This window comes from Actinomadura chibensis NBRC 106107, assembly GCF_001552135.1.
GTDB classification, from domain to species: Bacteria; Actinomycetota; Actinomycetes; order Streptosporangiales; family Streptosporangiaceae; genus Spirillospora; species Spirillospora chibensis.
The window spans coordinates 1-26,806 of sequence record NZ_BCQP01000022.1; the positions used below are offsets into that span (position 1 = coordinate 1).

Annotated in this window: 22 protein-coding genes and 1 pseudogene; 10 read left to right on the top strand and 13 right to left on the bottom strand. The window is 75.7% G+C overall.

Annotated features, from left to right (window positions below):
- Nucleotides 1–642, top strand: a pseudogene (locus tag ACH01S_RS44405) (transcriptional regulator); the annotation flags it as partial.
- Between the two features lie 28 nt (nucleotides 643–670).
- Here the strand turns inward: ACH01S_RS44405 and ACH01S_RS13495 are convergent.
- Entirely contained in the window at nucleotides 671–1,429 is a 759-nt protein-coding gene (locus ACH01S_RS13495; protein ID WP_067890278.1) for a histidine phosphatase family protein, read from the bottom strand.
- Between the two features lie 57 nt (nucleotides 1,430–1,486).
- Between ACH01S_RS13495 and ACH01S_RS13500 the strand changes: the two genes are divergently transcribed.
- Nucleotides 1,487–1,852, top strand: coding sequence for a hypothetical protein (locus tag ACH01S_RS13500; RefSeq protein WP_067890281.1), 366 nt, complete (start codon nucleotides 1,487–1,489; stop codon nucleotides 1,850–1,852).
- Nucleotides 1,853–1,931: 79 nt separating this feature from the next.
- A complete protein-coding gene (locus tag ACH01S_RS13505; protein WP_067890439.1) occupies nucleotides 1,932–2,396 on the top strand; it encodes a hypothetical protein in 465 nt (154 codons plus the stop codon).
- Between the two features lie 52 nt (nucleotides 2,397–2,448).
- On the opposite strand, the gene ACH01S_RS13510 is transcribed toward ACH01S_RS13505, so the two are convergent.
- Nucleotides 2,449–3,213, bottom strand: a complete 765-nt coding sequence (locus ACH01S_RS13510) for an NERD domain-containing protein (protein WP_067890284.1) — start codon at nucleotides 3,211–3,213, stop codon at nucleotides 2,449–2,451.
- A gap of 332 nt (nucleotides 3,214–3,545) precedes the next feature.
- On the opposite strand from ACH01S_RS13510, the gene hrpB reads away from it, so the two are divergent.
- Nucleotides 3,546–6,065 (top strand): ATP-dependent helicase HrpB, encoded by a 2,520-nt coding sequence (hrpB, locus tag ACH01S_RS13515; protein ID WP_067890287.1) that lies wholly within the window; start codon nucleotides 3,546–3,548, stop codon nucleotides 6,063–6,065.
- Here hrpB and ACH01S_RS13520 read toward each other — a convergent pair.
- The gene (locus ACH01S_RS13520) at nucleotides 6,049–6,801 is read right to left on the bottom strand and encodes a TetR/AcrR family transcriptional regulator (protein WP_067890289.1); all 753 of its coding nucleotides are present in this window, start codon (nucleotides 6,799–6,801) and stop codon (nucleotides 6,049–6,051) included. The two genes, hrpB and ACH01S_RS13520, sit on opposite strands and share 17 nt — an antisense overlap.
- Before the next feature lie 92 nt (nucleotides 6,802–6,893).
- On the opposite strand from ACH01S_RS13520, the gene ACH01S_RS13525 reads away from it, so the two are divergent.
- Together ACH01S_RS13525 and ACH01S_RS13530 are read left to right on the top strand one after the other, a co-directional pair.
- Nucleotides 6,894–7,853, top strand: a complete 960-nt coding sequence (locus tag ACH01S_RS13525; protein WP_067890292.1) for an ATP-binding cassette domain-containing protein — start codon at nucleotides 6,894–6,896, stop codon at nucleotides 7,851–7,853.
- On the top strand, nucleotides 7,850–8,644 hold the full coding sequence (locus tag ACH01S_RS13530; protein WP_067890294.1) for an ABC transporter permease: 795 nt from the start codon (nucleotides 7,850–7,852) through the stop codon (nucleotides 8,642–8,644). The genes ACH01S_RS13525 and ACH01S_RS13530 overlap by 4 nt, the downstream gene beginning before the upstream one ends.
- Here the strand turns inward: ACH01S_RS13530 and ACH01S_RS13535 are convergent.
- The 3 genes from ACH01S_RS13535 to ACH01S_RS13545 form a co-directional block, all read right to left on the bottom strand.
- Complete coding sequence (locus ACH01S_RS13535) at nucleotides 8,641–9,393, bottom strand: hypothetical protein (RefSeq protein ID WP_246236959.1); 753 nt, start codon at nucleotides 9,391–9,393, stop codon at nucleotides 8,641–8,643. The genes ACH01S_RS13530 and ACH01S_RS13535 overlap by 4 nt on opposite strands.
- Before the next feature lie 94 nt (nucleotides 9,394–9,487).
- Nucleotides 9,488–10,210 carry a zf-HC2 domain-containing protein gene (locus ACH01S_RS13540; protein ID WP_083980650.1) on the bottom strand — a complete coding sequence of 241 codons (723 nt, stop codon included), beginning with the start codon at nucleotides 10,208–10,210 and terminating at the stop codon, nucleotides 9,488–9,490.
- A complete protein-coding gene (locus ACH01S_RS13545) occupies nucleotides 10,207–10,782 on the bottom strand; it encodes a sigma-70 family RNA polymerase sigma factor (RefSeq protein WP_067890300.1) in 576 nt (191 codons plus the stop codon). Before ACH01S_RS13545 ends, ACH01S_RS13540 begins: the two co-directional genes overlap by 4 nt.
- Before the next feature lie 373 nt (nucleotides 10,783–11,155).
- On the opposite strand from ACH01S_RS13545, the gene ACH01S_RS13550 reads away from it, so the two are divergent.
- The 4 genes from ACH01S_RS13550 (at nucleotide 11,156) to ACH01S_RS13565 (ending at nucleotide 15,251) form a co-directional block, all read left to right on the top strand.
- The gene (locus ACH01S_RS13550) at nucleotides 11,156–11,923 is read left to right on the top strand and encodes a hypothetical protein (RefSeq protein ID WP_246237243.1); all 768 of its coding nucleotides are present in this window, start codon (nucleotides 11,156–11,158) and stop codon (nucleotides 11,921–11,923) included.
- A 147-nt stretch (nucleotides 11,924–12,070) separates the two neighbouring features.
- Nucleotides 12,071–12,499 (top strand): PPOX class F420-dependent oxidoreductase, encoded by a 429-nt coding sequence (locus ACH01S_RS13555; protein WP_067890305.1) that lies wholly within the window; start codon nucleotides 12,071–12,073, stop codon nucleotides 12,497–12,499.
- 195 nt (nucleotides 12,500–12,694) lie between these two features.
- Entirely contained in the window at nucleotides 12,695–14,737 is a 2,043-nt protein-coding gene (locus ACH01S_RS13560) for a CehA/McbA family metallohydrolase (protein WP_067890308.1), read from the top strand.
- Between the two features lie 64 nt (nucleotides 14,738–14,801).
- Entirely contained in the window at nucleotides 14,802–15,251 is a 450-nt protein-coding gene (locus ACH01S_RS13565; RefSeq protein WP_067890311.1) for an SRPBCC family protein, read from the top strand.
- Nucleotides 15,252–15,383: 132 nt separating this feature from the next.
- Here the strand turns inward: ACH01S_RS13565 and ACH01S_RS13570 are convergent, their stop codons facing one another.
- The 7 genes from ACH01S_RS13570 to ACH01S_RS13600 all read right to left on the bottom strand — a co-directional run bounded on the left by ACH01S_RS13570 (nucleotide 15,384) and on the right by ACH01S_RS13600 (nucleotide 26,768).
- Nucleotides 15,384–17,915 carry a GMC oxidoreductase gene (locus ACH01S_RS13570; RefSeq protein WP_067890314.1) on the bottom strand — a complete coding sequence of 844 codons (2,532 nt, stop codon included), beginning with the start codon at nucleotides 17,913–17,915 and terminating at the stop codon, nucleotides 15,384–15,386.
- Nucleotides 17,916–17,919: 4 nt separating this feature from the next.
- Nucleotides 17,920–19,017, bottom strand: coding sequence for an alpha/beta hydrolase (locus ACH01S_RS13575; RefSeq protein ID WP_067890317.1), 1,098 nt, complete (start codon nucleotides 19,015–19,017; stop codon nucleotides 17,920–17,922).
- A gap of 151 nt (nucleotides 19,018–19,168) precedes the next feature.
- Nucleotides 19,169–22,129, bottom strand: a complete 2,961-nt coding sequence (locus ACH01S_RS46530; RefSeq protein ID WP_067890320.1) for a helix-turn-helix transcriptional regulator — start codon at nucleotides 22,127–22,129, stop codon at nucleotides 19,169–19,171.
- Nucleotides 22,130–22,518: 389 nt separating this feature from the next.
- A complete protein-coding gene (locus tag ACH01S_RS13585) occupies nucleotides 22,519–23,955 on the bottom strand; it encodes a rhamnulokinase (RefSeq protein ID WP_370671567.1) in 1,437 nt (478 codons plus the stop codon).
- Nucleotides 23,952–24,572, bottom strand: a complete 621-nt coding sequence (locus tag ACH01S_RS13590) for a LutC/YkgG family protein (protein ID WP_067890323.1) — start codon at nucleotides 24,570–24,572, stop codon at nucleotides 23,952–23,954. Before ACH01S_RS13590 ends, ACH01S_RS13585 begins: the two co-directional genes overlap by 4 nt.
- Nucleotides 24,573–24,615: 43 nt before the next feature.
- Nucleotides 24,616–26,058, bottom strand: a complete 1,443-nt coding sequence (locus ACH01S_RS13595; RefSeq protein ID WP_067890327.1) for a LutB/LldF family L-lactate oxidation iron-sulfur protein — start codon at nucleotides 26,056–26,058, stop codon at nucleotides 24,616–24,618.
- A complete protein-coding gene (locus tag ACH01S_RS13600) occupies nucleotides 26,055–26,768 on the bottom strand; it encodes a (Fe-S)-binding protein (protein WP_067890330.1) in 714 nt (237 codons plus the stop codon). The genes ACH01S_RS13595 and ACH01S_RS13600 overlap by 4 nt, the downstream gene beginning before the upstream one ends.
- Nucleotides 26,769–26,806: the final 38 nt, after the last annotated feature.

Genomic DNA, 26,806 nt, shown 5'->3' on the forward strand with positions numbered 1-26,806 from the left:
GGGGAGCCGCTCCGCTCGGCACTGCGGCCCGGCGGGCGGCGGGGCGCGGCGGCGCCCGCGCGGCGGCTGCTGACGCTGTCGTTCCTCGGCGACGGCCGCCCGGAGGCCCGGCTCGACGGGCGGCCCGTCCCGCTGACGCTGCGGCACGCCGAGATCCTCGCGCTGCTCGCGCTGCACCCGCGCGGGCTGAGCGGCGACCGCCTCGCGCTGTACCTGTACGGCGACGACGGCAGCCCGGCGACCGTCCGGCCGGAGATCCACCGGCTGCGGGAGCGGCTGGACGGCGTCGTCCGCGCCCGGCCCTACCGGCTCGGCTGCGCGGTGGAGGCCGACTTCCTCACCGTCCGGCGGCTGCTGGACGACGGCGACGTCGCGGGCGTCGTCCGGCTGTACACCGGCGAGCTGCTGCCGTGCTCCGACGCGCCCGCGATCCGCGACGAGCGCGACGAGCTGGCCGTGCGGGTCCGGCGGCAGGCGCTCGACCGGGGCGGCGCGGACGCGCTGTGGACCTACGCGCAGACCGAGCCGGGCCGCGACGACCTGGAGGCGCTGGAGCGGCTGCGGGCCGTCCTGCCGCCGGACGATCCGCGGCTGCCCGCCGTCGCGTCCCGCAGCGACCGCCTGCTGCACGGCCGACTGTAGAAGCGGCCGACTCCAGAAGCGGCGGGTCCTAGGGGCGCGGGCCCTGGGGTTCGGGCCGCCACGGCGCGACGCCCGCCTCGATCAGGTGCGCGCAGTCGTTGTAGCAGACGGCGCGCAGGCCGGAGCCGTCCCGCCGCCAGCGGGTGAGGGACGCGTTGGCGACCGGCTCCTTCTCGATCTCCAGGATCTCCTTCTCCGACAGGCTCTCGATCAGGTAGCGGGTCACCACCACGATCGCGTCGTGCGTGACGACGAGGACCCGCCCGCCGGGGGCGTCGGCCTCAAGGTCGCGGTAGAAGCTGCGGAGCCGCAGCGCGAGGTCGGCCCACGACTCCCCGCCCGGCGGCCGGTAGTAGAACTTGCCGAGGCGGGCGAGCTGCGCGGCCTCGGCGGGGAAGCGGCGGCGGACGCCGAGCGCGGTCAGCCCCTGCAGGACGCCCTGCTCGCGGTCGCGGAGCCGCTCGTCGACGCGCAGCGGCGGGACGTCCGGGTCGTCCGGCCGGTCGCCGTAGGCCGCCGAGAGGGCGATCTTCGCGGTGTCCAGGGCGCGCAGGTACGGGGACGCGACGACCAGCGTCGGACGCTCGTCCGGCGGCAGCGCGGCGAGCCTGCGGCCGAGCGCCGCCGCCTGGGCGCGGCCGGTGTCCGACAGCGGGACGTCGGCGTCCCGCTCGGGGATGCCCGCCTCCTCCGCGTCGGTGCCGAGCACCGCCTCGTAGGCGACGTTGCCGGTGCTCTCGCCGTGCCGGGTCAGGATCAGCCACTGCAGCGCGTCCACGCCCGCCATGCTGCCATGACCGGCGCGGCGGCGTCCTCTACACGGCGTAGTAGTAGCCTGGGGCGCGTGTCGAACGTCCTGGCCACAGTGATCATCGTGGTGGCGCTGCTGGCCGCCGCGTACGCCCTGGTGACGGCGCTGCGCGACCGTCCGATGGGGACCGGGCACCTGGTCGCGCTCGGCGTGCTGGAGGCGCTGCTCGTGGCGCAGGCGGTCGTCGGGTTCGTGAAGCTGTCCGGCGACGGCGGGCCGGACAGCCCGGCGACGTTCGTCGGCTACCTGCTCGGCGTGCTGCTCATCCCGGCCGCGGGCGCGGGGTGGGGGCTGCTGGAGCGCACCCGGTGGGGGCCCGGCGTGATCGTCGTCGCCGCCCTCGCCGTCGCGGTCATGATCGTCCGGCTCGACCAGTTGTGGAGCGGCACCGTTGCCTGAACCCGAGGGAATCCGGACCGGCACCGGCACCGGCACCGGCGGCGAGGCCCGCGCGGGCGGCGACGCCCGCGCCGGCGCCGTGGACGCCCGCGCGGGCGGCACGTCCCGTCCCGGGACCGGCAGCGGTCCGGGACGGCTGCTCGTCGCCGTCTACGCGATCTTCGCGCTGGCGGCCGGCGCGCGGGCGGGCGTGCAGATCGCCACCAAGTTCTCCGACGCGCCCGTCGCCTACGCGCTGTCGGCGTTCGCGGCGGCCGTCTACGTCCTCGCGACGGTCGCGCTCGCCCGGGGCGGGCGGACGTCGCTGCGGGTCGCCGTCGCCGCGTGCGGCACCGAGCTCGCCGGGGTGCTGGTGGTGGGGACGCTCAGCGTCGCCGACTCCGCGGCGTTCCCCGACGAGACCGTCTGGTCCGGGTACGGGCGCGGGTACGGGTTCGTCCCGCTGGTGCTCCCGGTCGTGGGCCTGCTGTGGTTGCGCCGCACCGCCCGCCAGGGTGGCGGGCCCGAAGCGGGCGGTGGGCGCCCTGTGGGCGGCGGCGTGTGAGCCCTCCGGCCACAGGTGTCGGGTGATCATCCGCCGGTCGATCACGAGGCGGTCAGCCGGCGTGCGGGGTGAGGCGGCCGCCGATCGGCAGCGCGTGGACCGCGGCCCTGGCGACCGCCTCGACCTCCTCGGCCGACCAGTCGGCGGACGGGTTGCGGCGCATCCAGCGGACGAGCCTGATCGGCGGGGCGAACACGATCCCGTCCGCCCGGAAGGGCGGGCGGACGATCCTGCCGCCGTGCACGGCCAGCACCGGCGTGACCTTCACGGGCACCTCCGCGACCCGTGAGATCAGCTCGGCGGCGGCGTCCGCCCGCGCGGTCAGGCCGCGCACGAGCTTGGTCTGGGTCCGCCCGTCGATGAACAGCCGGTCGCCGTGGCGGGAGATCTCCGAGTCGGGATGCCATGCCTCGTTGTGCACGAGCCAAATCCCGCCCGGTCCCACCACGAGCTCGTCGGCCGTCCCGTGACCGGGGACCGTCCGCTCGTACAGCACCCGGTGCCCGCGCCTCTCCAGCGTGTGGCGCAGCACCCGGTTCATCCGCTCTTCGCCCCGCAGCCCGCGCCGCCACACGCTGGAGGCGTGGTAGACGCGCCAATGGACCAGCGCGTCCGCCGCCGCCACCAGCACGGCCATCACGAAACCGAATATGGCGTTGACCAGCAGGCCGCACAGGATCAGCGTCGCGCCGGCCAGAATTGCGCGGGTCCGCAATCTGGCTTTTCGGCCGCGCTGCCACAGCTCCGCGTATACCGCCTGCGGTGAACCGCCGGTGAACGCGGCGCGATCTCTCAGGTAGATGGAGCTGCCGATCACAACGAACCTCCCAACAGCCTGCTACGACGCTTATATTATGCTGAAACAAGGGATTTCAAAGCTACGGTTCGCAAGGTGACGTAAATCAAACTGAACGGCAACTCTCCGACCTGAAAAGCGTCGCCGACCTGGTCTTTCGGTGGTTGGAACGCCGATTCCCGGGAACAACTCACGATGCGGGCGGCAGTGTTAATGAAAGGCGCGGTGCAACTATCACCGCAACCCTCACGGCCTTTTTCATTTCGGGTCACATTCCTTGTCGGAACCGGCGGGCGGCGGAGCGGGCGGTGGCGGCCGCCCGGCCGGGTGGCGGCACCCGGCAGACTGGGCGGATGGACCCGAGCGCCGTGGAGAGCCTGCCCGTCCGGCACGTCGTGCCCGCGCTGCGCGCCGCCCTGGCCGACCGGGGCGCGGCCGTCCTCGCGGCGCCGCCCGGCACGGGGAAGACGACCCTCGTCCCGCTCGCGCTCGCCGGGCTCGCCCTCGGCGGGCCGCCCGCCGCCGGGAAGGTGCTGGTGCTGGAGCCGCGGCGGCTCGCCGCCCGCGCCGCCGCCCGCCGGATGGCGCGCACGCTCGGCGGACGCGTCGGCGGCCGGGTCGGCGTCACGGTGCGCGGCGAGTCGCGGCCGGGGGAGCGCGTCGAGGTCGTCACCACGGGCGTGGTCCTGCGACGCCTCCAGGACGACCCGGAGCTCTCCGGCGTCGGCACCGTGATCCTGGACGAGTGCCACGAGCGCCACCTCGACGCCGACACCGCGCTGGCGTTCCTCCTCGACGTCCGGGACACGCTGCGCCCCGACCTGCGGATCGTCGCCGCGTCCGCGACCGCCGACACCGGGCCCTGGGCGCGGCTCCTCGGCGGCGCCGCCGGGCCCGCCCCCGTCGTGGAGACCGAGGCCGCGCTGCATCCGGTGGAGACGGTGTGGTGCCCGCCGCCGCGCCCGGTCGCGCCGCCGCACGGGACGCGCGTCGACCCGGCGTTCCTCGCGCACGTGGCCGCCACCGCCCGCCGCGCGCTGGCCGAGCGCGCCGGGGACGTCCTGTGCTTCCTGCCGGGCGTCGGGGAGATCGCGCGGGTCGCGGGGCTGCTCGGCGACGTGGCCGCCGACGTCCTCCAGGTGCACGGGCAGGCGCCGCAGGCCGTGCAGGACGCGGTGCTCGCCCCCGCGTCCGGCCGCCGGGTCGTGCTCGCCACGTCGGTCGCCGAGTCGAGCCTGACCGTCCCCGGCGTCCGCGTCGTCGTCGACTCGGGGCTCGCCCGCGAGCCGCGCACCGACCACGCGCGCGGGCTGGGCGCGCTGGCGACCGTCCGCGCGTCCCGCGCCACCGCCGACCAGCGCGCCGGCCGCGCCGGGCGCGAGGCCCCCGGCGCCGTCTACCGCTGCTGGACCGAGGCCGAGCACGCCCGGCTGCCCGCGCGTCCCCGCCCGGAGATCGAGCTGGCCGACCTGACCGGCTTCGCGCTGCAGGCCGCGTGCTGGGGCGACCCGGACGCGTCCGGCCTCGCCCTGCCCGACCCGCCCCCGCCCGCCGCGCTGGACGCCGCCCGCGCCGCCCTCCGCGCCCTCGGCGCCGTCGGCGGCGAAGGGGACGGCGGGCGGGTCACCGAGCGGGGCCGGGCGCTCGCGCGGGTCGGGCTGCATCCGCGGCTCGCCCGCGCCCTGCTCGACGGCGCGCCCCGGGTCGGCGGGCGGCGCGCCGCCGAGATCGTCGCGCTGCTGTCCGAGCCGCCGCCGCGCTCGGCCGGGGACGACCTGACCGCCGCCTGGCGCGCGGTGCGGCGGCCCGGCCGTCCCGCCGACGCGCACGCGGCGCGCTGGCGCGACGAGGCAGCCCGCCTCCACCGCGCCCTCCCGGCCGGTGACGGCGGCGCGAACCCGGCGGACGACCTCGCGGCGGGCACCGTGGTGGCGCTGGCGTTCCCGGAGCGGGTCGCGCGGGCGCGGCGGGGGAGCGGCTACCTGATGGCGTCCGGGACGGGCGCGGTCCTCGCGGAAGGCTCGCCCCTCGCCGCCGCCTCGGCGGAGTGGCTGGCCGTCGCGGCGGCGGACCGTCCCGCCGGGTCGGCGTCGGCGCGGATCCGGCAGGCCGTGGTGATCGGCGAGGACGTCGCGCGGCTCGCCGCCGCCCCGCTGCTCGCCACGGCCGACGAGGTCGCCTGGCGGGACGGCGACGTCGTGGCCCGCCGCGTCGAGCGCCTCGGCGCGATCGAGCTGGGCGAGCGGCCGCTGCGCGACCCCGACCCCGGCGCGGTGCGCGCGGCGCTGCTCGACGGCGTCCGCGCCGAAGGTCTCGGCCTGCTGACCTGGACGCCCGGAGCCGTCGCCCTCCGCGAGCGGCTCGCGTTCCTGCGCGCCGCGCTCGGCGACCCGTGGCCCGCCGTGGACGACGCGGCGCTGCTGGAGCACCTGCCCGACCGGCTGGCGGGCGCGCGGCGCCGCGCCGACCTGGCCCGGATCGACGTCGCGTCCCTGCTGCGCGGCTTGCTGCCGTGGGAGCAGGCCGCGCTGCTGGACGAGTACGCGCCCGAGCGGGTGGAGGTGCCGTCCGGGTCCCGGATCCGGGTCGACTACGGGCAGGAGCGGCCCGTCCTCGCGGTGAAGCTGCAGGAGCTGTTCGGCTGGGACGCGGCGCCCCGGCTCGCGGGCGGGCGGGTGCCGCTGGTCGTGCACCTGCTGTCGCCGGCCGGGCGTCCCGCCGCGGTCACCGCCGACCTCGCCTCGTTCTGGCGCGAGGGGTACCGGGCCGTGCGGGCGGAGCTGCGCGGGCGCTACCCCAGGCACCCCTGGCCGGAGGACCCGGCGACCGCCGTCCCGACGCGCCGCGCGAAGAGGGCTAGCGGGAGGCGATGAGGACGGCGACGCCGTCCAGGATGCGGGCGAGGCCGAACTCGAACGCCCGCGCCGGGGCGACCGCCGCGTTGTACTCCTGCCCGGCGGCGGTGCCGACGCGGGTGCCGAGCGGGTAGTCGGCCTCGTCCACGAGCGTTTCGAGGAGCGGCGCGGTCGCCTCCCACCACTGCTCGTCGCTGATCCCGCTGCGCCGCTCGGCCTCGGCGGCGTTGACCGAGACGCGGGCGGCGCTCTCGGCGAAGCCGGTGACGAGCGCGACGACCTGGTCCATCTCCAGGTCGGTGAGGCCGAGGCCGTCCACGGCGCGCAGCTCGTACTCGTACTTGCCGAGCATGTTCGGGCCCATCGGCGGGCGCGCGAGCGTGACCTGCAGCAGCCACGGGTGGCGGTGGAACAGGTCCCAGTTGCCGCGCGCGATGTGCTCCAGCCGTCCGCGCCAGGAGTCCTGGTCGGGCGGGGTCAGCTCGGCGACGGCGCGGTCCACCATGACGTCGATCAGCTCGGCCTTGCCGGGGACGTAGGTGTAGATCGACATGGGGGAGACGCCCAGCTCGTCGGCGATCCGGCGCATGGACAGGGCGTCCAGGCCGGACGCGTCGGCCAGCTCGATCGCGGTCCGGACGATCTGCTCGGGCGTCAGCCGCGGCTTCGGCCCGCGCTTCGGCCGCCCCCGCACCCCCCAGAGCAGCTCCAGGCTGCGCCTCGGGTCGCCGCCCCCGCTGTACTCGGTCGTCACACCGCCGATCCTCTCAGGGATGAAACTCTGTACGTCGTACGTTATATTGGCCGGACGAAAATTCCGTACTGCGTACATAGTTTGGAGGACGGGTGACGGAACCACGGTTCGCGGTCCTCGCCGAGGGCCTGCGCAAGCGCTACGGCGGCACCGCCGCGCTCGACGGGCTCGACCTGCGCGTCCCCGCCGGGACCGTGCACGGGCTGCTCGGCCCGAACGGCGCGGGCAAGACCACCGCCGTCCGCGTGCTGGCGACCCTCACCGCGCCGGACGGCGGGACGGCCCGGGTCGCCGGGCTCGACGTCGTCCGGGACGCGGCGCGGGTGCGGCGGCGGATCGGCCTCGTCGGTCAGCACGCCGCCGTCGACGAGGTGCTCGGCGGGCGCCAGAACCTCGTCATGTTCGGCCGCCTCTACCACCTCGGCGCGAAGGAGGCGCGCCGCCGGGCCGACGAACTGCTCGACCGGTTCCGGCTCGCGGACGCGGCCGACCGGCCCGCCGCGACGTACTCCGGCGGCATGCGGCGCCGCCTCGACCTGGCCGCGTCCATGATCCTCGCGCCGCCGGTGCTGTTCCTGGACGAGCCGACCACCGGCCTCGACCCGCGCGGCCGCAGCGAGATGTGGGACGCGATCCGCGCCCTGGTGGACGGCGGCACGACCGTCCTGCTGACCACCCAGTACCTGGAGGAGGCGGACCGGCTCGCGACCGGGATCTCGGTGATCGACCACGGCCGCGTCATCGCCGGGGGGACCCCGGAGGAGCTGAAGTCGCGGCTCGGCGGCGACCGGATCGAGGTCGTCCTCGACGACCCGGGCCGCCTCACCGCCGCCGCGGAGATCGTCGGGCGGGTCGCGTCCGGCGAGGTCGACGTCGACGCCGAGGCCCTGCGCGTCGGGGCCGCGGTGACCGGACGGGCCGCCGCGCTCACCGAGGCCGTCCGGGCCCTGGACGACGCGGGCGTCCGGGTCGCCGACATCGGGCTGCGCCGCCCCACCCTCGACGAGGTGTTCCTGTACCTCACCGACAAGAAGGAGGAGGTGGCGCCGTGAGCGTCCAGGATCTGCGCTGGGCCGTCGCCGACGGCCGGACCCTGACCGCGCGGGCCCTCGCGCACTGGGCGCGGCGGCCCGGCGACGTCGCCGTCGCGCTGCTGTTCCCGGTCATGGTCGTGCTGATGATGGGCTACCTGTTCGGCGGCCAGATGGACGTCCCCGGCGGCGGGAGCTACCGGGAGTTCATCGTCCCCGGCATGTTCGCGCTGACGATGGCGTTCGGCGTCGAGACGACGTTCGCCGCCGTCGCCAGCGACGCCGCCAAGGGGGTGACGGACCGGTTCCGCGCCATGCCGATGTCGCCGTCCGCCGTCGTCACCGGACGCGCCGCCGCCGACATGCTCCACTCCGCCGCCGGGCTCGCCGTGATGGCGGTGTGCGGCGTGCTGATCGGGTGGCGCGTCCACGACGGGGCGGCGCGGGCGCTCGCCGGGCTCGGGCTCCTGCTGCTCCTGCGGTTCGCGCTGGTCTGGCTCGGCGTCTACCTCGGGCTGCTCGCGAAGGGACCGGAGTCGGTGGCGGTCGTCCAGATCCTGGTGTGGCCGATCGGGTTCCTGTCCAGCGCGCTCGTCGCGCCGGACACGATGCCCGGCTGGCTCGGCGCGATCGCCGAGTGGAACCCGATGTCGGCGACCGTGACCGCGTGCCGCGAGCTGTTCGGCGCGCCGGTGACGAGCGGGTCGTGGGCGGCCGAGCACAGCGTCCTCATGGCGGTGGCGTGGCCGCTGCTGATCGCGGCGGTGTTCGCGCCGCTGTCGGTCCGCCGGTACCGCTCGCTCGGCGGCTAGGGGAGGAGCCCGGCGCGGTGCCTGGCCAGCGCCGCCATCGGGTAGCACTCCTCGGGCAGCGGCTCCGTACCGCCTCCCGCGAGGGGGGACGACCCCCCACGCCCCCCGGAGACCGCGGGGTTGAGAGCGGCGCGGAGCCGCCGCCCCGCCGTCGCCGCGTCGTAGGGCTGGACGACGCACAGCTCCGCCCGCATCGCCTGCCGCGCGGCGGCCATCAGCGCCGGGACGTCCCCGACCAGCACCACCTCGGACGGCACGTCGCCGTGCGAGAGCCGGACGGCCAGCGCGTGCAGGCCCCGCGTGCCCTCGCCGGAGTAGCGGAACTCGCAGACGAGGCGGTCGCCGTCGAGCGGGCCCTCCTGGATCAGCCACGCCTGGCCGGGGACGACCCGTCCGAGCGACCCCTCCCAGGACGGGGCCGGGACGGCGTCCAGGTCGTCGGCGGCCCGGCCCGCGCCCTTGCGCGCCTCGGCCGGGCCGATCGCGGCGAGCGCGCGCAGGAACGCCCGCGCGCCGGGCGTCGCGGCGGCCCGCAGGCAGGTGATCAGGTCGGCGAGCGCGGCGCGCCGGGCCCGCGCGTCCGGCGCCGCGGCCTCCAGCGCCCCGAGCCGCGCGGACGTCCACGCCTCCGCCTCCAGCGGGCCGGGCAGCGCGGGCAGGGCCTCCGCCTCCCGGACGTAGGCCGCGTACACCTCCCGCAGACCCGGCAGCATCAGCGCGGGTCCGGCGGACGATCGGGGCGCGTTCACACCCTCAGCCTAGGAGACGGGCAGACCGGGGAGACGGGGCGGGCGGCGCGTCCCGCCGCCGGTGCGGCCGGACGGCGGGACGCGCCGCGCGCCCCTACGCGGGGACGGTGAGCAGTGTGCGCCCCTCGCGGATCGTGCGGACCTCGAAGCGGGTGATCTCCTCCGGCCGCAGCGCGGTCCCGCCCTGCAGCGTGAGCCGCGGCTGCGCCGACCCCGGCAGCCCGTACCCGGCGGCGGGCACCGTCCAGCCGATGACGGTGTGCCGGCGTCCCGCCCGGTCCACCGCGACCAGCTCGCACTCCTCGGGCCCGCCGACCTTGGTGAGCCGCAGGCCGACCCGGCTGCCCCACGGCTTGCGCTGGGTGGCGACCGTCCCGGAGACGCCGGTGGCGGGGTCGACGGCCGAGACCGCCCTGCCGTCCCGCATCAGCGCGGCCGTGCCGTCGTCCTGCCGGGACGCCGTCCCGCCGCGGTCGGCGCCGAGCGTGAAGCCGGTGCCGAGCGCCCCGCCGATCAGCACGACCCCGGCGGCGGCCGCGGCGGCGGCCCGGGCCGCGCGCCGCCGCCGCTCCCGGCGGATCCGCCTGCGCAGCAGGTCGGAGACCACCGCGGGCTCGGGCGGCGCGGGCGGGGCGCCGGCCGGCTCGGCGATCGGGCCGATGCCGTCGAGCTGCTCGGCGATGCCGCGCAGCTCGTCGAGCTCGGCGCGGCAGGCGACACAGGTCGCGAGGTGCGCCTCGAACGCCCGCCGGTCGGGGTCCTCCAGCAGGCCGAGGGCGTAGGCGCCGACGTCCACGTGCAGCATGTCCGCGCTCATGGCGTCACGCCCCTCTCCTCCAGGGCGACGCGAAGCGCCCTGAGCGCGTAGTAGACCCGGGACTTCACGGTGCCCACGGGGATGCCGAGCCGCCGCGCCGCCTCGTTCACCGAGCGGTCCCGGAAGAAGGTCTCGTTGAGGATCTCGCGGTGGGCGGGGGACAGCGCGAGGAGGGCTTCGGACACGACGACGGAGCGCAGCAGATCCTCCAACCCGTCGGGGACGCGCATGTTCTCCAGCGGGCCCTCGCCCGCCTCCTGCGGCCTGGCGTTCTTGCGGCGCTGGTCGTCGATGACGATCCGGCGGGCGACGGTCGCGAGCCACGGCAGCAGCGACGCCGCGTTCTCGTCCAGCTGGTGGGCGCTGCGCCACGCGCGGATCATCGTCTCCTGGACGACGTCCTCCGCCCAGTGCCGGTCGCCGCCGGTGAGCCGCAGCACGAACGACAGCAGCGGACGGCCGTACACGCGGTACAGCTCGGTCACGATCACCTGGTCGTCCACGCCGCCCGCGGGCCGGGGGCCGCGGAACCAGCTCCACGGGCCCGCGGGGCGTTCTCGCGGGACGGGCACTGCGGTCGACGATCGATGGGCCATCGGGGGTCTCCGGCTGGTGCGGGGGAAGGGCGACGCGGTGGCCGTGAGCCTGGTGTCACGTCGGGAGGCAGTACGGGCGCCGCCGACCCCGGGGTTCAACCCGCCCCGGACGGTTTTCCGCCCCGCTCCTTACTAGTTCGACACCTTTTCCTTACCGTGGGCGCGGGGCCCGGCCCCGCCGCGTCGTAGTTGCCGGACACGCCCCGGACCGGCCGCGACGCCGCGGCGCACGGCCCCGGGGGACCCGCCGACACGATCCTCAGCCGGGCACGCTCACTCCACGCATTGGAGCGAATGCGGGCACCGGGCCCATTCGCCCAGAAGAGGACCGAGGGGCGGGATCGGCACAGTGAAAGGGAACGGCGAAACACAACTCAGGTACCGCCTGCTGCTGGCGGTGGACATCCAGGGGTACAGCAAGCGCGACACGCGCGAGCAGCTCGCCGCGCAGCGGTCCCTGTCGGACGCGCTCGACCGCGCCGCCGCCGGCGCCGGCCTCGACCGCGCCCGCTGGGACAAGCAGGTCGGCGGCGACGGCGAGCTCGCCACGCTGCCGGACGGCACCGACCCCGCGACCGTGGCCGGCGACTTCGTCATCGGCCTCGCCGCGGAGCTGCGCGACCTCAACGCCGCCGCGGACCGCGAGAGCGCGGACGTCGGCGGCGCGGATGCGGGGGGCGCGGATGCCGGGGGCACGGATGCCGGGGGCGCGGGCGGGCGGCGGCTGCGGGTGCGGCTCTCGCTGCACCACGGCACGCTGACCGCCGGGCCGTTCGGGCCCGCGGGCGACGCGCCGATCGTCGTCCAGCGGCTGCTGGACGCCGCGCCGCTGCGCCGCCTCCTGGCCGACGACCCGGACCGCGACCTCGCCTACGCCGTCTCGGACTCCCTGTTCGAGGACGTCGTGCGCACCGGCTTCTGCGCGCTGCCGCCCGAGGCGTTCCAGCCGGTCAAGGTCACCGCGAAGGGCGCGGCGTTCCGCGGCCACATCCTCACCGGCCGCGCGGCCCGCCGGGGCCGCCGCACCGGCGGCACGGCCGGGGACTCCGGCGGGCCGGGCGACCGGCCCGCCCCGGGCGCCCGCGTCCTCGACTTCCCGGCGCTCGCCGCCCGCTGACCGTCCGGCGCCCGCCGTCCGGTGCACGCCCCGCCACCGGACGGCGGCGCGTCTCCCGCCGGTCGGCGGCGACGCGCGCCCACCGGGAAGCGATCGGCCCGCCGCGCGGTTGTCGCCTGCATCACAGCGTTTCAAGGGAGGCGGAACATGGCGGACGACGCAGCGCTCGCGAAACTGGTGGCCGGGCAGGACCTCGGGGTGCTCGCCACCCTCAAACGGGACGGGCGGCCCCAGCTCTCCAACGTCAACTACCACTTCGACGAGGGACGCCGGCTCATCCGGATCTCCATCACGGCGAACCGCGCCAAGGCCCGCAACCTCGCCCGCGACCCGCGCGCGTCGCTGCACGTCAGCACCCCGGACGGCGGCTCCTACGCGGTCGCCGAGGGCACCGCCGAGCTGTCGGCCGTCGCCGCCGACCCCGCCGACGCGGCGGTCGAGGAGCTCGTCGAGGTGTACCGGGACATCCGCGGCGACCACCCCGACTGGGACGAGTACCGCCGCGTCATGGTCGAGGACGGGCGGCTCGTCGTCCGCCTCCACGTCGAACGCCTCTACGGCATGGTCCGCGCCTAGGCCCGCGCCCGCGCCGCCGCCGGGACCGGTCGTACACGATTCTTGTACCGCGTCGAACGTTCCGCCTCCCGGGGCGGACGTTCGTCCTTCCCGGGAGAACGCGCCGCACCCGCCGGTCCGGTGTCCGCTGGGCGGCGTGCGGGTTCCGTGGCACCCTGACGGCGGTCCGTGCCGACCCGGCCCCGGGAGGGACGCATGCGCGAGTCCGGCGAGCCGCTCCCGCCCGCCGTGGCGCGGGCGCTGGAGGAGTACGGGGAGCTGCTCCGCGCGCACGGCCCCACCTGGGGCGAGGAGCCGGTCGGCTACGTGCGGCAGATCGAGGCCAGTGCGTTCCTGGCGGACGAGCGCGACTACCGGGCCGCGTGCCTGCGCCTCGTCGTCGCGGAGCACCCCGGGGCGACGGACGAGGAGATCGACGCCCTGATCCCGGCCCTCGACCTCCACGAGGTCGTCCGGGACGCGCTCAGGGGCCGCGTCCTGGACAACCTCGCCGCGCTGCGCGTCCTGCCGGACGGCGCGACGCTGGAGGCCGTGCCGCGCGCCGTGCTGGACGGGCGGCCCGTCCCCACCACTCTGCTGGTCGACTCGTCCCGGGACGCCCCGGTCGTCGTCCGCGTGGACGGCGCCGCGCACGAGGTCCCGGCCGGGGGCGCGCGGCTCATCCCGGTCACGTCGTGGAGCAGCGTCTTCGTCGACCAGATCCTCGTCCCGCTCGGCTCGCTCACCCGGCGGGCCGTCCCCGCGCGGCTCCGGCTGCGCGCGGGCCTGCCCTGCCGCTGGACGGTCGTCGGCGCCGACGGCCGGGGCTGGTACCCGGCGGGCGTCCCGCACCGGCTCGACGCGCACCGCGTCCCCTACTTCCACGGCGACGACGTCGTCCTGGACGTGCCCGCCGAGCCGCTCACCGTCCGCGTCACGCGCGGGATGGAGTACGGCGCCGCCGAGACCCGCGCCGTGCCGTGCGCGGGGGAGGAGACGCTCGTCGAGTTGGCCCCGCCGCGCCTCTACGACGCCGCCGCGAAGGGCTGGTACGGCGGCGACATGCACGTCCACATGAACTGGGCGGGCGACACCGTCGGCACGCCCGCGCACGCCGCCGCCGCGCAGCACGGCGAGGACCTGCACGTCCTCAACCTCGTCGCGGGCAACGTCGCGTCCCGGCGCGTCTACGACCGGGAGGCCCTCGAACACTGGGCCGGGCGCGACCTGCCCTGGTCGGACGCCACCCACGTCGCGCGCCTCGGCGTCGAGTACCGCAACGACCTGCTCGGGCACCTGTACGCGTTCGGCGTGACCGCGCCGCCCGAACGGTTCCACACCGGCTTCGCCGGGGACCCGGACTGGCCGCCGAACGCCGCCGGGTGCCGCGAGCTGCGCGGGCTCGGCGCCGTCCTCGGGTACAGCCACCCGTTCCACCTGCCCGCCGACGAGGACGCACCGCCCGCCGCGCTGCTCGCGGGCGGCCGGAACTGCTCGTCCCGCGAGATCGTCGTGGACGCCGCGCTCGGCCTCATCGACTCGCTCGACGTCCTGAACCACTCCTCGATCCGCGCCACCGCGGTCATGTACCGGCGGCTGCTCGGCGCGGGCAACGCCCTCGCCGCCACCGCCGGGACGGACGCGATGCTGTCGTTCCAGCGGCGCGGCAGCCAGTCCGGCCCGCCCGGCTGGGCCCGCGTCTACGCCCGGGTCGACGGCCCGCTCACCGCCGCGTCGTTCGCCGCCGCGATCCGCCGCGGCCGGACGTTCGCCACCACCGGCCCCTGGCTCGACCTGGACGTCGACGGCCACGGCCCCGGGGACGTCCTCGACGCGGCCCCCGGCGACCGCGTCACCGTCACCGCCCGGACGGTCGGCCCCGAGGTCCGCCGCGTCGAGCTGCGCACCGCCGACGGCGTCCTCGCCGCGGGCCCGCCGGGGGAGGTCGGCGCGGAACTCACCGTCACCGGGCCGACCTACGTCGTCGCCGTCGCGACCGGGCCGCCGCACGAACGCTCCATGCACCACTCCGGCGCGTTCGCGCACACGAGCCCCGTCCACCTGCGCGTGGCCGGACGGCACGTCGCCCGCGAGGCGGACCTGCGCTGGTGCCTGGACTACCTCGACCGCCTCGGCGACCTGCTCCGCCGCGCCGCCCGCCTGGAGACGCCCGAGCAGCTCGCCGCGCACCTCGACCTGCTGGACGCGGCCCGCGCCGTCTACACCGGCCGCCTCGCGGACCGCCCCGCCGGGGCCTGACCGCACCCGGCACGCGCCGTCAGGGCGCTTGTGCCCGCCGCCCGCGGCTGGCTAGCGTTCGGGGATGCTCCAGGCCACCGCCACGACCACCGCCACGCCCGAAGAGCTGTTCCGGCACCTCGTCGTCCCCGAGGCGTGGGGCGCGTGGTGCAGGCTCCCCATCCCGGCGAAGCAGACCCGCAAGGGCGACACCAGTGCCTACGGCGTCGGCACGGTCAGGAAGCTCTGGCCCGCCGTCGAGCAGACCGTCGTCTACGAGCCGTACGGGCACTACGCCTACATCGCCCTGTCCGGGCTGCCCGTCCGCCGCTACCGGTGCGACGTGTACCTGGAGGCCCGCGACACCGGCACGAACCTGCGCTGGAAGGCCGAGTTCGAGCCGCTCGTCCCCGGCACCGGGCCGCTGCTGCGGGTCTGGTTCCGGCTGGTGGTGTCGTCGCTCACCCGCTGGCTGCCCGCGCACGCCGAGCACTGCCCGCCCGACTGCCCCGCCCGCCGCGCCGGCGACATCTGACCCCCGGAGAAGAAGGCCGGAGGCCGCGCGACCCCCCGCGCGACCCCCGGCGAAAAAGGGTGCAGGCCGAGAGCACCCCGCAGTTCCCTCGGCCTGCACGTTCGCGGCCCCCCGCGACGCCGCGGCCCCGGATCACCCGGAGCCGGGCCCGTACACCTCCCACAGCTCCCCGGCGAAGAACCTCCCGAAGCCGAGCAGCTTCTGCGCCCCGTCCGGACCGGACGTCCGGAACGTGGTGAGCTGGCGCGCGAAGTCCGTCAGCTTGATCTGCAGCACCCCCGCCGCGACCACTCGCGCGCCGTCCTCCTCGTCCGCGCCGACGTGCCCGTCCAGGACCCGCACGTACAGCGTGGACGTGTCCGGCCAGATCCGCGTCGGCGGCCCGTGCAGGACGTTCTTCACCCCGCTGAGCGTCCGCGCGTTCCCGTCGCCGTCGGTGTAGAACAGGCGGTACTTCATCAGCCGCCGGTCCTCCGCGCCGCCGGTCGGGTCGACGAACAGGTTGAACGTCCCGTCCTCGACCGTGCGGCGCCCCCCGTGGCCGGTCGCGTCGACCCACCCCTCGGCCCGCGCCTCGTGGGCCGGGTCGGCGACGAACCGGTCGGTGTCGTCCGTCGTGATCGTCAGCCGGAACGACAGCGGCAGCCGCCCGTCGGCCAGCTCCCCGACCCGCGGGTCGGACTCGCCGTAGGTGACGTACCCCTTCATCTCCTCGGTGAAGGACAGCGACGTACGGCCCGGCGCCGCGACGAGCCCCCGCGACCCCTCGCGACCCCCTGCTGCCGGGACGGGCTCCTTGTGGGGGGTCGACCCCCCACGCCCCCCGGCCGCCGGGACGGGCTCCTTGTGGGGGGCCGCCCCCCCACGCCCCCCGGCCGCCGGGCCGTACGCCTCGCCATTCACCCCTACCAGCGGGCCGGTTCCCCCGACCGGCCCGGCCCCCGTGGCGGACGGGGCGGTGGCGGACCCGCCCGCGCCCCCCGACGCGGACGCCCCCTCCAGCAGCCGCGTCGCCAGCCGGTCGGCGTGCGCGGCGATGGTGAGCGAGGGGTTGGGGCCCACCGGCCCCGGCATCGCCGCCCCGTCGGCGATGTAGAGGCCCGGGAACCCGAACACCTCGCCGAAGGCGTCGCAGACGCCCTCGCCCCGGTGCGCGCCCATCGGAGCCCCGCCCAGCGGATGGACGGTGACGATCCGCTTGCGGAACCACATCGGGTTGTCGGCGTAGTCGGCGCCGAGCACGTCCGCGATGCCCTGCATCGTCTTGCGGACGCGGGAGAACAGCTCCTCGCTGGTCTCGCTCGTCCAGTCGGCGGCGAGCCGCCCGTCGCGCAGCCGCAGCCGCCCGTCCGGGGTGTCGCGGCCCATGCCGAGCAGCGGCAGCGAGCTGACGGTGAGCGCGCCGTCCCCGATCAGCTCGGAGATCTCCTTGGACAGGTTCGTGTCCGGCGCCTCGCGGAACAGGTCGGTGAACCGGTCCCAGAGGAACTTCACCGCGCGCTCGAAGTCGTTGCGGATGTCGAACCCGTCGACGATCCAGTCGGTGAACCCGGGGTAGCCGCCGTCCTCGATGTAGGCGCCGCGGCCCGCGCCGGGGACGCCGTCCAGCTCGTCCGGCAGCCGGATCGCCGTCGTGATCACCGGCCCGCGGCTCGCGTTCAGCGGCCGGACCCGGTTGCGGTCGGTGGCCCGCAGCAGGAACGTCAGCAGGTCGCCGTTGCCGCTGAACCGCGTGCCGAGCGCCTCGCTCAGCCCCGGGAACGCCTTCGCCGACTTCAGCAGCAGGAACGTCGTGCCGAACGTGCCCGCGCCGAGGACCAGCCGGTCGCAGGAGATCGTCCGGACGGGCAGCCGGCGCCGCTTGCGCAGCGACAGCGCGGGCGGCGGCTCGTGCTGGATGTAGTCGACCTCGTACCCGCCGCCCGGCCGCGGCCGCAGCGCCTTCACCTCGTGGGACGTGCGGAGGTCCGCGCCGTGGTGCGCCGCCGCCGACAGGTAGGTGTGGTCGAGGCTGTTCTTCGACCCCTCGTTGCAGCCGATGTCGCACTCGCCGCACAGCCGGCACGTCCGCCGCGGGGCGCCGTGGACGTTGCCGTACCCGGCGTCCACGATCGGCAGGCTCAGCCCGGGCGCGCCGCCCGGCCGGGCCGCGAAGCTGACCGCGAGCGGCGGCAGCGTGCAGTCCAGCCCGAGCTCGGCCGCCGCGTCCTGCATCGCGTGCGTCTTCGGGGTGTCGTCGAACGGGACGTGGTCCAGCGGGTACGGCGCCACGCCGATCATCTTCTCGACCGCGTCGTAGTGCGGGTCGAGGTCGGCGCGCGACACCGGCCAGCGCCGCTTCGTCCCGTCCGGGCCGTCGTCGACGAACCAGTGCTCGTCCTTGCGCAGCAGCACGTTCGCGTAGATCAGCGAACCGCCGCCGAGCCCGGACGACACGACCGAGTCGCAGCCCTTGAAGCTCCAGACGTCGAACATCCCGTACAGGCCGGCGTCCGGGTCCCAGAAGGCGCGCCCCATCTCCGCCGGCGTCCGCGGGAAGCTCCCCGGCGGGTACGGCTGCCCGCGCTCCAGCAGGACGACCGACCTGCCGGCCTCCGCCAGCCGGTAGGCGGCGACGGACCCGCCGAACCCGGACCCGATCACGACTGCGTCGACGTGCTCCATGGCGCTAGCCCGCCTTCCTCTTCAAGAAGTCGAGTACCTGCGGGAACACTTCGGTGTCGACGTACGCGCCCATGAAGGCGTCCTGGTGGCCGTACCCGGGCAGGACCGCCAGCTCGTGCAGGCCCGGCGTGACCCTTTCAAGCCGTCGGTAGCAGACGATGTTGGAGTCGGTGAACACGTGGTTGCGGTCTCCGGTGAGGAACAGGATCGGTGTCGTGACGTCCGCGGCGTTCGCGAGGTAGTCGTCCGGCAGGTCCTTGTGCCGCGGGTCGCGGCGGTCGTACTTCACCGCGCGTCCGGCCCGCACCATCTTGAGGATGTGCCGGTAGTAGTTGACGTTGCAGGCCCCGAACAGGTCGGGGAGCCGGCCGTGGGTGACCGGCGACATCTTCTCGTGGGAGAAGATCGGTTTCCCGCCGCCCCACATGAAGCTGAGCATGTGGCACGCGGGCTCGTCGCACGTTCGGTGGAACGGCGCGACCGACTTGGCGAGCAGCCAGCCGCGGGTCAGCAGCGGCGCCATCCCGTAGCGCGGGTCGAGGTGGCACGGTCCGACGAGGTACTCCATCAGCGGCGGCCCGTAGCCGAGCTTCATCTTCGACCAGAGCGGCGTGCGCGGCACCAGCGAGACGCTGTTGCACGTCAGGCTGGCGACGCCGGTGACCGTCCCGGCGAACACCGCCATCGAGAACGAGATCGCGCCGAGGCAGTGCGTGATCACGTGGATCCGCCGGTCGCCGACGTGGCGGCGCAGCTCCGTGAGCGCCGCCGGATGGTCGTAGAGCGCGATGTCGTCGAGGGTGTGGCGCTGCGTCTCGGCGTTGTAGGGGTACCGGCCGCTCATCCGGTAGTCCAGCGCCCACACGTCGCCGAACCCGGCGTCGTGCAGGACGTTCACCAGGTTGGCGTGCTCCGGCATGATGTACATGTCGCTGGACGTCGTCAGGCCGTGCACGAGCAGGACCACGTCGTCGCAGTCGGCGCGGCGGTAGCGGGTCAGGTTGAGGCCCAGCCCGTCCTCGGTCGCGAAGGGGTGCATGGACATGGCGGCGTCGGTGACGCCCGTATGGGTGAAGCGCGCGATCCCCCGTTGCTGTCCCATGGTCATCCCCTCCGGCCCTCTCTGACGCCCTAACCTTGCCAAACGCGGATATCAGCGCGGCATCGTGGAGAACCCGTACTTACGAGAACATCAGGACGGCACGTACGTACGGGACCTACGTGAGATGAGAGTCGGAATCAGCCCAGGTGGTTCACGGTGTCCGGTTCATCGCCGTCGCGACGCCGACCCGGGAGGGGACGCCGATCTTGGCGAAGACCCGTGAGAGGTGGGTCTCGACGGTGCGGACGCTGAGGTAGAGCCGCTCGGCGATCTGCTGGTTGCTGCATCCCTCGGCGACGAGCTGGGCGATCTCGTACTCGCGCGGGGAGAGCCCGAAGGGCATCTCCTGCCGGACCGTCTTCGCACGTGAGCCGCCCGGCGGCGGGACGCGGACGCCGAGCCGGCGCTGCTCCCGGACGGTCTGGGCGAGCAGTCCGCGCATCCCGCAGGCCTCGAAGATCTCGGCGGCGGCGCGGACGCGTTCGCGGGCGGCGGCGCGGTCGCCGGCGGCGGCGTGCGCGAGCCCGGCGGCGAGTTCGGCGCGTCCGGCGTCGGGGCGGCGGCCGGTCTTGGCCAGCAGTTCGGCGGCCTCGGCGGCGCAGGCGGCGGACGCGGCCGGGTCGGCGGCGCGCAGCGCGTGCGCGCGGGCGAGCCGGGCCAGGCCGACGTCGCCGGGCAGCGCGGGGTTGGCGATGGCGTCGGCGATGTCGGCCCAGTAGGCGGCGTCGCGGCCGTCGGGCGGCGGGGCGTCCTCGGCCGCGCGGACCGACGCGAGCGTCTCGGCGCAGATGACCAGCGTGTCGAAGTCGAGCCCGAGGGTGCCGTCGCCGCAGGCGGCGATCAGCGCCTCGGCGCCCTCGGCGGTGCGGCCGGCGTTGACCATCGCGAGGGCGCGGGCGACGTGGGTCATGTGGGTCCACCACTCGCCCGAGCCGGTGTCGTTGGCGACGGCCTCCTCGCCCGCGCGCAGCGCGCGGTCGTGGTCGCCCATCCAGCTCGCGGTCAGGCACTGCTGGATCAGCCCGTAGGCCAGGACCTCCTGCGAGCGCAGCTCGCGGCCGACCGCGGCGGCCTCGTCGGCGACGGCGGCGGCCTCGGCCATCCGCCCGACCGAGGCCAGGATCCGGGACTGCCCGGCGAGCATGTAGCCGAGGGTGTAGGTCTGGCCGGTCTTGCGGGTGATCGACACCAGCCGCTCGGCGTGCCGCAGCGCGCTGTCGTACATGCCGAGGAAGGACTCGGCGAAGATCAGCCAGGCGAAGCTGTCCAGGCAGTCGGCGAAGTCGGTGTCGGCGGCGGCGGAGAACAGCTGGTCGGCCTTGGTCGCGTAGCCGATCGCCTCCTCCACCGCGCCGCGCCCATAGGACACCATCGGGCGCATCGCCACGACCGCCGCCGTCAGCCCGGGGCCCCAGCCGGGGCCGCTGTCGGGGATGGTGTCGAGGACGGCCTGCGAGCCCCGGGTGTCGATCCGCTGCATCCGGTCGTTGACCAGCCGGATGCGCAGGAGCACGGCCTCGGGGGTCTGCCGGTCGGTGATGCGGCGCAGCTCGTCCAGGACGAGGGCGCGGGCCTCGTGGATGCGGCCGACCTGCCGTTCGACGATGGCGCAGAGCACGACGGCGCGGGCGCGGCGGACGGTGTCGTCCAGCGGCAGCAGCCCCAGCAGCGTGCGGGCGGTCTCGCGGCCCGCCTCGGCGTGCCCGGACACGGTCTGCACGTGCGCCAGCTCTAGGAGCAGCTCGACCCGGTCGGGATACGCGCCGTCCGCGGCGGGGTCGGTGCCGTCCGGCATGAGTTCGAGCGCGGCCTCCAGCCAGTACGCGGCGGTGCCCGGCGCCTGATAGGCCACGACCCGCGCCGCCTCCACCAGCGTGCGGATCGCCTCCCGGTCGCCGAACCGCGCCGACCGCACCACGTGGTGCGCGCGGACGGCGGCGGGCGCGCCCAGCTCGGCCAGCCGCGACGACACCCGCGAGTGCGCGGCGATCCGCCAGCCCGCCGCCGTGGAGGCGTAGGCCACGTGCCGCACGAGCGGATGCCGGAACCTGAACCGCCCGCCCGGCGCCGGACGTACCACGTCGTGACCGGTCAGCACGTCCAGCGCGGTGAGCGCGGCGCCCTGCTCCATCTCGGCGGCGACGGCCGCCAGCGCGGGCTCGAACACGTCGGCGGCGACGGCGGCGCCGCGCGCCATCCGCAGCGCCTCGGGCGGCAGCGCGCTCAACTCCACCTGCAGCGCGGCGCGGACGGCGGGCGGCAGCTCGGTCAGGTTCGCCACGCCCCGGCCCCAGCCCTGCCGGTCGGGGCCCGCCCCGGCGGGCATGCCCCCCTCGCCCATCTTCGACAGGGCCTCAAGGTAGAACGGGTTCCCGCCGCTGGCCTTGAACAGCGCCTCGCAGCGGGCCCGGCTCACCTCCGGGCCGAGGAACTCCTCCACCTCGCTCTGGGTGAGCGGGTCGACCGTCACCCGCACGCCCTGCGGCCCGGCCGCGTCCACCAGCGCCGCCAGCCGCGGCGACGCCTGCGCGGGCCGGTAGGCCACCGAGATCAGCACGCGGGCGCGCGGCGGATGCCGGACCAGGTGGTCCAGCAGCTCGATCGTCGCGTCGTCGGCCCAGTGCAGGTCGTCCAGGATCAACACGAGCCCGTGCGGGTCGGCGAGCTCCTCCAGCGCGTGCCGGACGGTCCGGTGCAACTGGTAGCGGGCCACGCCCGAGTCGGGCGACGCGGCGGCCGGGGGATGGTCGGTGAGGTCGGCCAGCGCCGGGAACACGGTGCCGAGCAGGCGCAGCGCGGCGGGCGACAGGTCGGGCGTGTGCTCTTCGAGGTGGTCGTCGAGGGCATCGACCACGGCGCCGAACGGCATCTCCTGCTCGAACTCGGCGGCGCGGCCCGCGACGTAGGTCAGCTTGCGCGCGGTCGCGGCGTCGGCCAGCTCGTTCAGCAGCCGCGTCTTGCCCGCGCCCGGCTCGCCGACCACGGCGAGGAAGCCGTAGCCGTCCTGGGCGGCGTCCAGGACGCGGCCGATCTCCTCCAGCGCGTCCCGTCGCCCGACGAGCGGAGCGTTGCCGGGACGGGTCCCGGCGTCGCGTGCCGCACGACCCTCCATGTCCACACCCCAACAGTGACAGGCGGCCGATACGCCGTGATCATGCTTCTGTGTAGCTGTTCATGAGACTTTTGGCGAAATTCACCCTATCGGGTCGAACGTCAATAGGGCGGGGGCAACACGCCCCGCGCCGTGCGCCACTCCGACGGGCGGTCTCTCCGGCACCGTGCTGACTCACCGTGTTGTTCCCTGTTATCAAGCGTCGTCGCACGCCCCATGTCAACCTCAAGAAGGTAAACCGTCCCCGAGCCGTGACATGCGTCCGCTGACCTGCGGACGGGCCTTCTCCCTCGCCAGCGGCGGGGCCGCCGGGCCCCGCCGCCGACCTCGGAACGCGCCGACACGGCCACAGGTGGACACATGACCGCGTGGTCGCTCCGCGCCCTCGGTCAGGGCGCCGGGACGGCGAGGAGGGCGGCGGCCGCGTCCCAGCGCGCCGCGTCGCCGGACGGGACGAAGCGGCGCAGCGGCTGCGTCGCGGCGACGAGGGCCCGCGACTCCGCGAGGCCGCCCGCCGCGCCGTGCGCGCGGGCCTGGGCGAGCACGTTGCCGAGCGCGGTCGCCTCGACCGGCCCGGCCACGACGGGCAGCCCGCTCGCGTCGGCGGTGAGCTGGCAGAGCAGCTCGTTGCGGCTGCCGCCGCCCACGAGGTGGACGACGTCGACGTCCCGTCCGGACAGCGCCGCCGCCTGCCGGATCGCGGCGCGGTGCGCGAGGGCGAGGCTGTCCAGCACGCACCGGACGGTCGCGGCGCGCCCCTCCGGCGCGGGCAGGCCGCGGCGGCGGCAGTGCGCGGCGACCCGGGCGGGCATGCCGCCCGGCGGCAGGAACTCGGGGTCGCCCGCGTCGATCAGCGAGCGCAGGCCGGGGACGCGCGCGGCCTCGGCGAGCAGCGCGGTCAGGTCGGGGCCGTCCCACGCGCGCAGGCACTCCTGGAGGAGCCACAGGCCCATCACGTTGCGCAGGTAGCGGACCGTCCCGTCGACGCCGCCCTCGTTGGTGAAGTTGGCCTTGCGGCTCGCCTCGGTGAGGACGGGCGCGTCCAGCTCGACGCCGACCAGGGACCACGTGCCGCAGGAGATGTAGGCGAACCGGTCGGTCGCGGCGGGGACGGCGGCGACCGCCGACGCCGTGTCGTGCGACCCGACGGCCACGACCGGGAGGCCGGGGTGGCCGGTCTCGGCGGCGGCGTCCGGGCGCAGGACGCCGATCGGCGAGCCCGGGTCGCGCAGCGGCGGCAGGATCGCGGCGGGCAGGCCGAGGCGGGAGAGGAGCTCGCCCGACCACGTGCCGGTGCGGACGTCGAGGAGCCCGGTCGTGGACGCGTTCGTCCGCTCGGCGCCGATCTCCCCGGTGAGCCAGTACGCGAGCAGGTCGGGGATGAGGAGCAGCGTGCGCGCCCGCGACAGGTCGTCGGCGGCGAGCTGGTAGATCGTGTTGAACGGGAGGAACTGGAGGCCCGACGCCTGGTAGAGGAGGTCGTCGCCCACGTCGGCGCGGACCCGCTCCATGACGCCGTCGGTTCGCGAGTCGCGGTAGTGGACGGGGTTGCCGAGCAGCGTGCCGTTCCCGTCCAGCAGCCCGTAGTCGACGGCCCACGAGTCGATGCCGACCGAGGCGAGGCCGGACGGGGCGGAGCGCAGCCCGTCCAGGACATTCCCGTACAGGCCGAGGACGTCCCAGTACAGGGTGCCGTTCACCCGCACCGGGCGGTTGGGGAAGCGGCGGACCTCGTCCAGCTCCAGCGTGCCGGGCCCGACGCGCGCCGCCATCACCCGCCCGCTGGACGCGCCGAGGTCGACGGCCGCGAAACCCGCCTCGCTCACGCGACGACCACCACGTCGAGCGTGCGCGGGCCGTGCACGCCCTCCACCCGGGACAGCTCGATGTCGCTCGTCGCGGACGGCCCCGACACGAACGTCAGCGGCCGGAGCGGGTCGAGCCGCGCCAGCGCGTCCGGCACGTCCGGGGCGACCTGCTCCGCGCGCACGACGATCAGGTGGTAGTCGGGGACGAGCGACAGCGCGCGCGGGCCCTGCGCGGCGCCGTGGTCGAGGACGATCGTCCCCGTCTCGGCGATCGCGGCGGCGCAGCCGGTGACCGCGCCCGCGAGGCCGTCCAGCGCGGCGACCGAGGGGTCGCGGACGAGCGGCGCGCCCACCTCCGACACCCACTCCGGCGGCAGGTCGGACGGCACCCCGTACGAGCCGGGCCGGGCGGCGAGCCGCCGCGCGACCGTCCCCGGCACGCCGGACGGCGCGACGCGCAGCACCGTCGCGCGGTAGTCGGCGACCCGCTCCGCGAACAGCTCCAGGACGTCGCCCTCGTGGTGCCGCCGCCGGTATCCGCGGTCGATCCGGCCGTAGGACGCGGCGACCTCGGCGGCCGGGCGCGTCGGCGCCACCCGCTCGATCCGGCGGAGTATCTCCTCGCGCGCGTTCACCGGACCCTGCCTTTCTGGGGGCGACCCCCAGACCCCGCTGCGGTCACCGGGTCTCCTCGCGGCCGCCGTCCGTCCGGGCCCACCAGGCTCGGAACGACTCGGGTGGTGGGGCGGGCGCGTCCCGCGTCTTGGTCCACGCCGACAGCGGGCCGGGCAGCCGCCGGATCCGCCCGCCGCGCGCCACGATCCGGCGGGACGCCGACGCGCCGCGCTGCGCGAGCCCGAGCCGGGTGGGGGAGCGCAGCGTCCACCCCGCCGCCGCCATCGCGACCCGTTCGAGGGGATGGCGCGGCCCCCGCTCCACCGCCCGCGCCCGCAGGTGGACGAGCACCTCCGGGATGTCGATCGCGACCGGGCACGCGTCGAAGCACGCCCCGCACAGCGACGACGCGTACGGCAGCGAGGCGTCCACGTCCGACCCGATGCCCCTGATCTGCGGGGACAGGATCGCGCCGATCGGCCCCGGATACGGCGACCCGTAGGCGTGGCCGCCCGCCCGCCGGTAGACCGGGCACACGTTCAGGCACGCGGAGCAGCGGATGCAGCGCAGCGCCTGCCGGCCCACCTCGTCGGCCAGGGTGGCGGTCCTGCCGTTGTCCAGCAGGACGAGATGGAAGTCGCGGGGCCCGTCGCCGGGGTGCACGCCCGTCCAGGTCGAGGTGTAGGGGTTCATCCGCTCCGCCGTGGACGAGCGCGGCAGCAGTTGCAGGAACACCTCAAGGTCGCGCCACGACGGGACGATCTTCTCCACGCCCATCACCGAGATCAGCGTCTCCGGGAGCGTGAGGCACATCCGGCCGTTGCCCTCCGACTCCAGGACGACGAGCGTCCCGGTGTCGGCGACCGCGAAGTTCACCCCCGACACCGCGACCTTCGCCGACAGGAACTTGGCGCGCAGATGCCGCCGCGCCGCCTCCGCGAGCGCGGCGGGGGAGTCGGTCAGCCCGGCGGGCGCGTCGTCCATCGCGCGCAGGAAGATGTCGCGGATGTCGGACCGGTTGCGGTGGATCGCCGGGACGAGGATGTGCGACGGGCGGTCGTCCCCGAGCTGGACGATCAGCTCCGCGAGGTCGGTCTCGTAGGCGGCGATCCCCTCCCCGGCCAGGAACTCGTTCAGCCCGATCTCCTGCGTCGCCATCGACTTGACCTTGACGACCTCGGTCTCGCCGGTCGCCTTCACGAGGCCGGCGACGATCCGGTTCGCCTCGGCGGCGTCGCGCGCCCAGTGCACCGTCCCGCCGGCGTCCGTGACCTTCTCCTCCAGGACGCGCAGGTAGTGGCCGAGGTTCTCCAGGACGTGGTCCTTGATCTGCTTGCCCGCCTCGCGGAGCGCGGTCCAGTCGTCCAGTTCGGCGACGGCGTCGGCGCGCCGCGCCCGGATCGTGGTGGTCGCGTGCGCCAGGTTGGCGCGCAGCCGCGCGTCGCCCACAGCGCGGCGCGCCGCGTCCGGGAACGACGGCATCCCCACGTACGTGGGCATCGTCATAGCGGGTCCTCCTCCGTCGCCGCGAGGATCTCGGCGAGGTGGACGGTGCGGACCCCCGCGCGGGTGCGGGTGAGCGCGCCGCCGATGTGCATGAGGCACGAGTTGTCGGCCGCGCACAGCGCCTCGGCCCGCGTCCCCCGCACGGCGGTGACCTTGTCCGCGCACATCGCCGCCGACACCTCGGGGTTCTTCAGCGCGAACGTCCCGCCGAACCCGCAGCACTCGGCCGCGTCCGGCAGCTCGGCGAGGTCGATGCCGCGGACCTCGCGCAGCAGCCGCAGCGGGCGGTCGCCGACCCGCAGCATCCGCAGCGAGTGGCACGTCGGGTGGTAGGCGACGCGGTGCGGGAAGTACGCGCCGACGTCGGTGACGCCGAGCACGTCCACGAGGAACTCCGACAGCTCGTACACGCGCGAGGCGACCCCGGCGGAGCGCGGCGCGAGCCGCGGATGCCAGTCGCGGACCATCGCCCCGCACGACGCGGACGGCGTCACGACCGCGTCGTAGGGCTCGAACGTCTCCGCGAACCCCTTCACCAGCGGCAGCGCCTGCCGCCGGTAGCCGGTGTTGAGGTGCATCTGCCCGCAGCACGTCTGCCCGGACGGGAACTCCACGTCGTGGCCGAGCCGCCGCAGCAGCCGGACGACCGCCTTCCCCGTCCCCGGGTAGAGCGTGTCGTTGACGCACGTCAGGAACAACGCGACTCTCACAGCGCCACCTTCACAACGCCACCTTCACAGCGCCACCT

Bases quoted from the DNA above. Each gene is read 5' to 3' on its own strand.
- ACH01S_RS13495 (WP_067890278.1), bottom strand. From the start codon at position 1,429: ATGGCGGGCGTGGACGCGCTGCAGTGGCTGATCCTGACCCGGCACGGC.
- hrpB (WP_067890287.1), top strand. From the start codon at position 3,546: ATGGACCCGAGCGCCGTGGAGAGCCTGCCCGTCCGGCACGTCGTGCCC.
- ACH01S_RS13540 (WP_083980650.1), bottom strand. From the start codon at position 10,210: ATGAGCGCGGACATGCTGCACGTGGACGTCGGCGCCTACGCCCTCGGC.
- ACH01S_RS13555 (WP_067890305.1), top strand. From the start codon at position 12,071: ATGGCGGACGACGCAGCGCTCGCGAAACTGGTGGCCGGGCAGGACCTC.
- ACH01S_RS13560 (WP_067890308.1), top strand. From the start codon at position 12,695: ATGCGCGAGTCCGGCGAGCCGCTCCCGCCCGCCGTGGCGCGGGCGCTG.
- ACH01S_RS13565 (WP_067890311.1), top strand. From the start codon at position 14,802: ATGCTCCAGGCCACCGCCACGACCACCGCCACGCCCGAAGAGCTGTTC.
- ACH01S_RS13570 (WP_067890314.1), bottom strand. From the start codon at position 17,915: ATGGAGCACGTCGACGCAGTCGTGATCGGGTCCGGGTTCGGCGGGTCC.
- ACH01S_RS13575 (WP_067890317.1), bottom strand. From the start codon at position 19,017: ATGGGACAGCAACGGGGGATCGCGCGCTTCACCCATACGGGCGTCACC.
- ACH01S_RS46530 (WP_067890320.1), bottom strand. From the start codon at position 22,129: ATGGAGGGTCGTGCGGCACGCGACGCCGGGACCCGTCCCGGCAACGCT.
- ACH01S_RS13595 (WP_067890327.1), bottom strand. From the start codon at position 26,058: ATGACGATGCCCACGTACGTGGGGATGCCGTCGTTCCCGGACGCGGCG.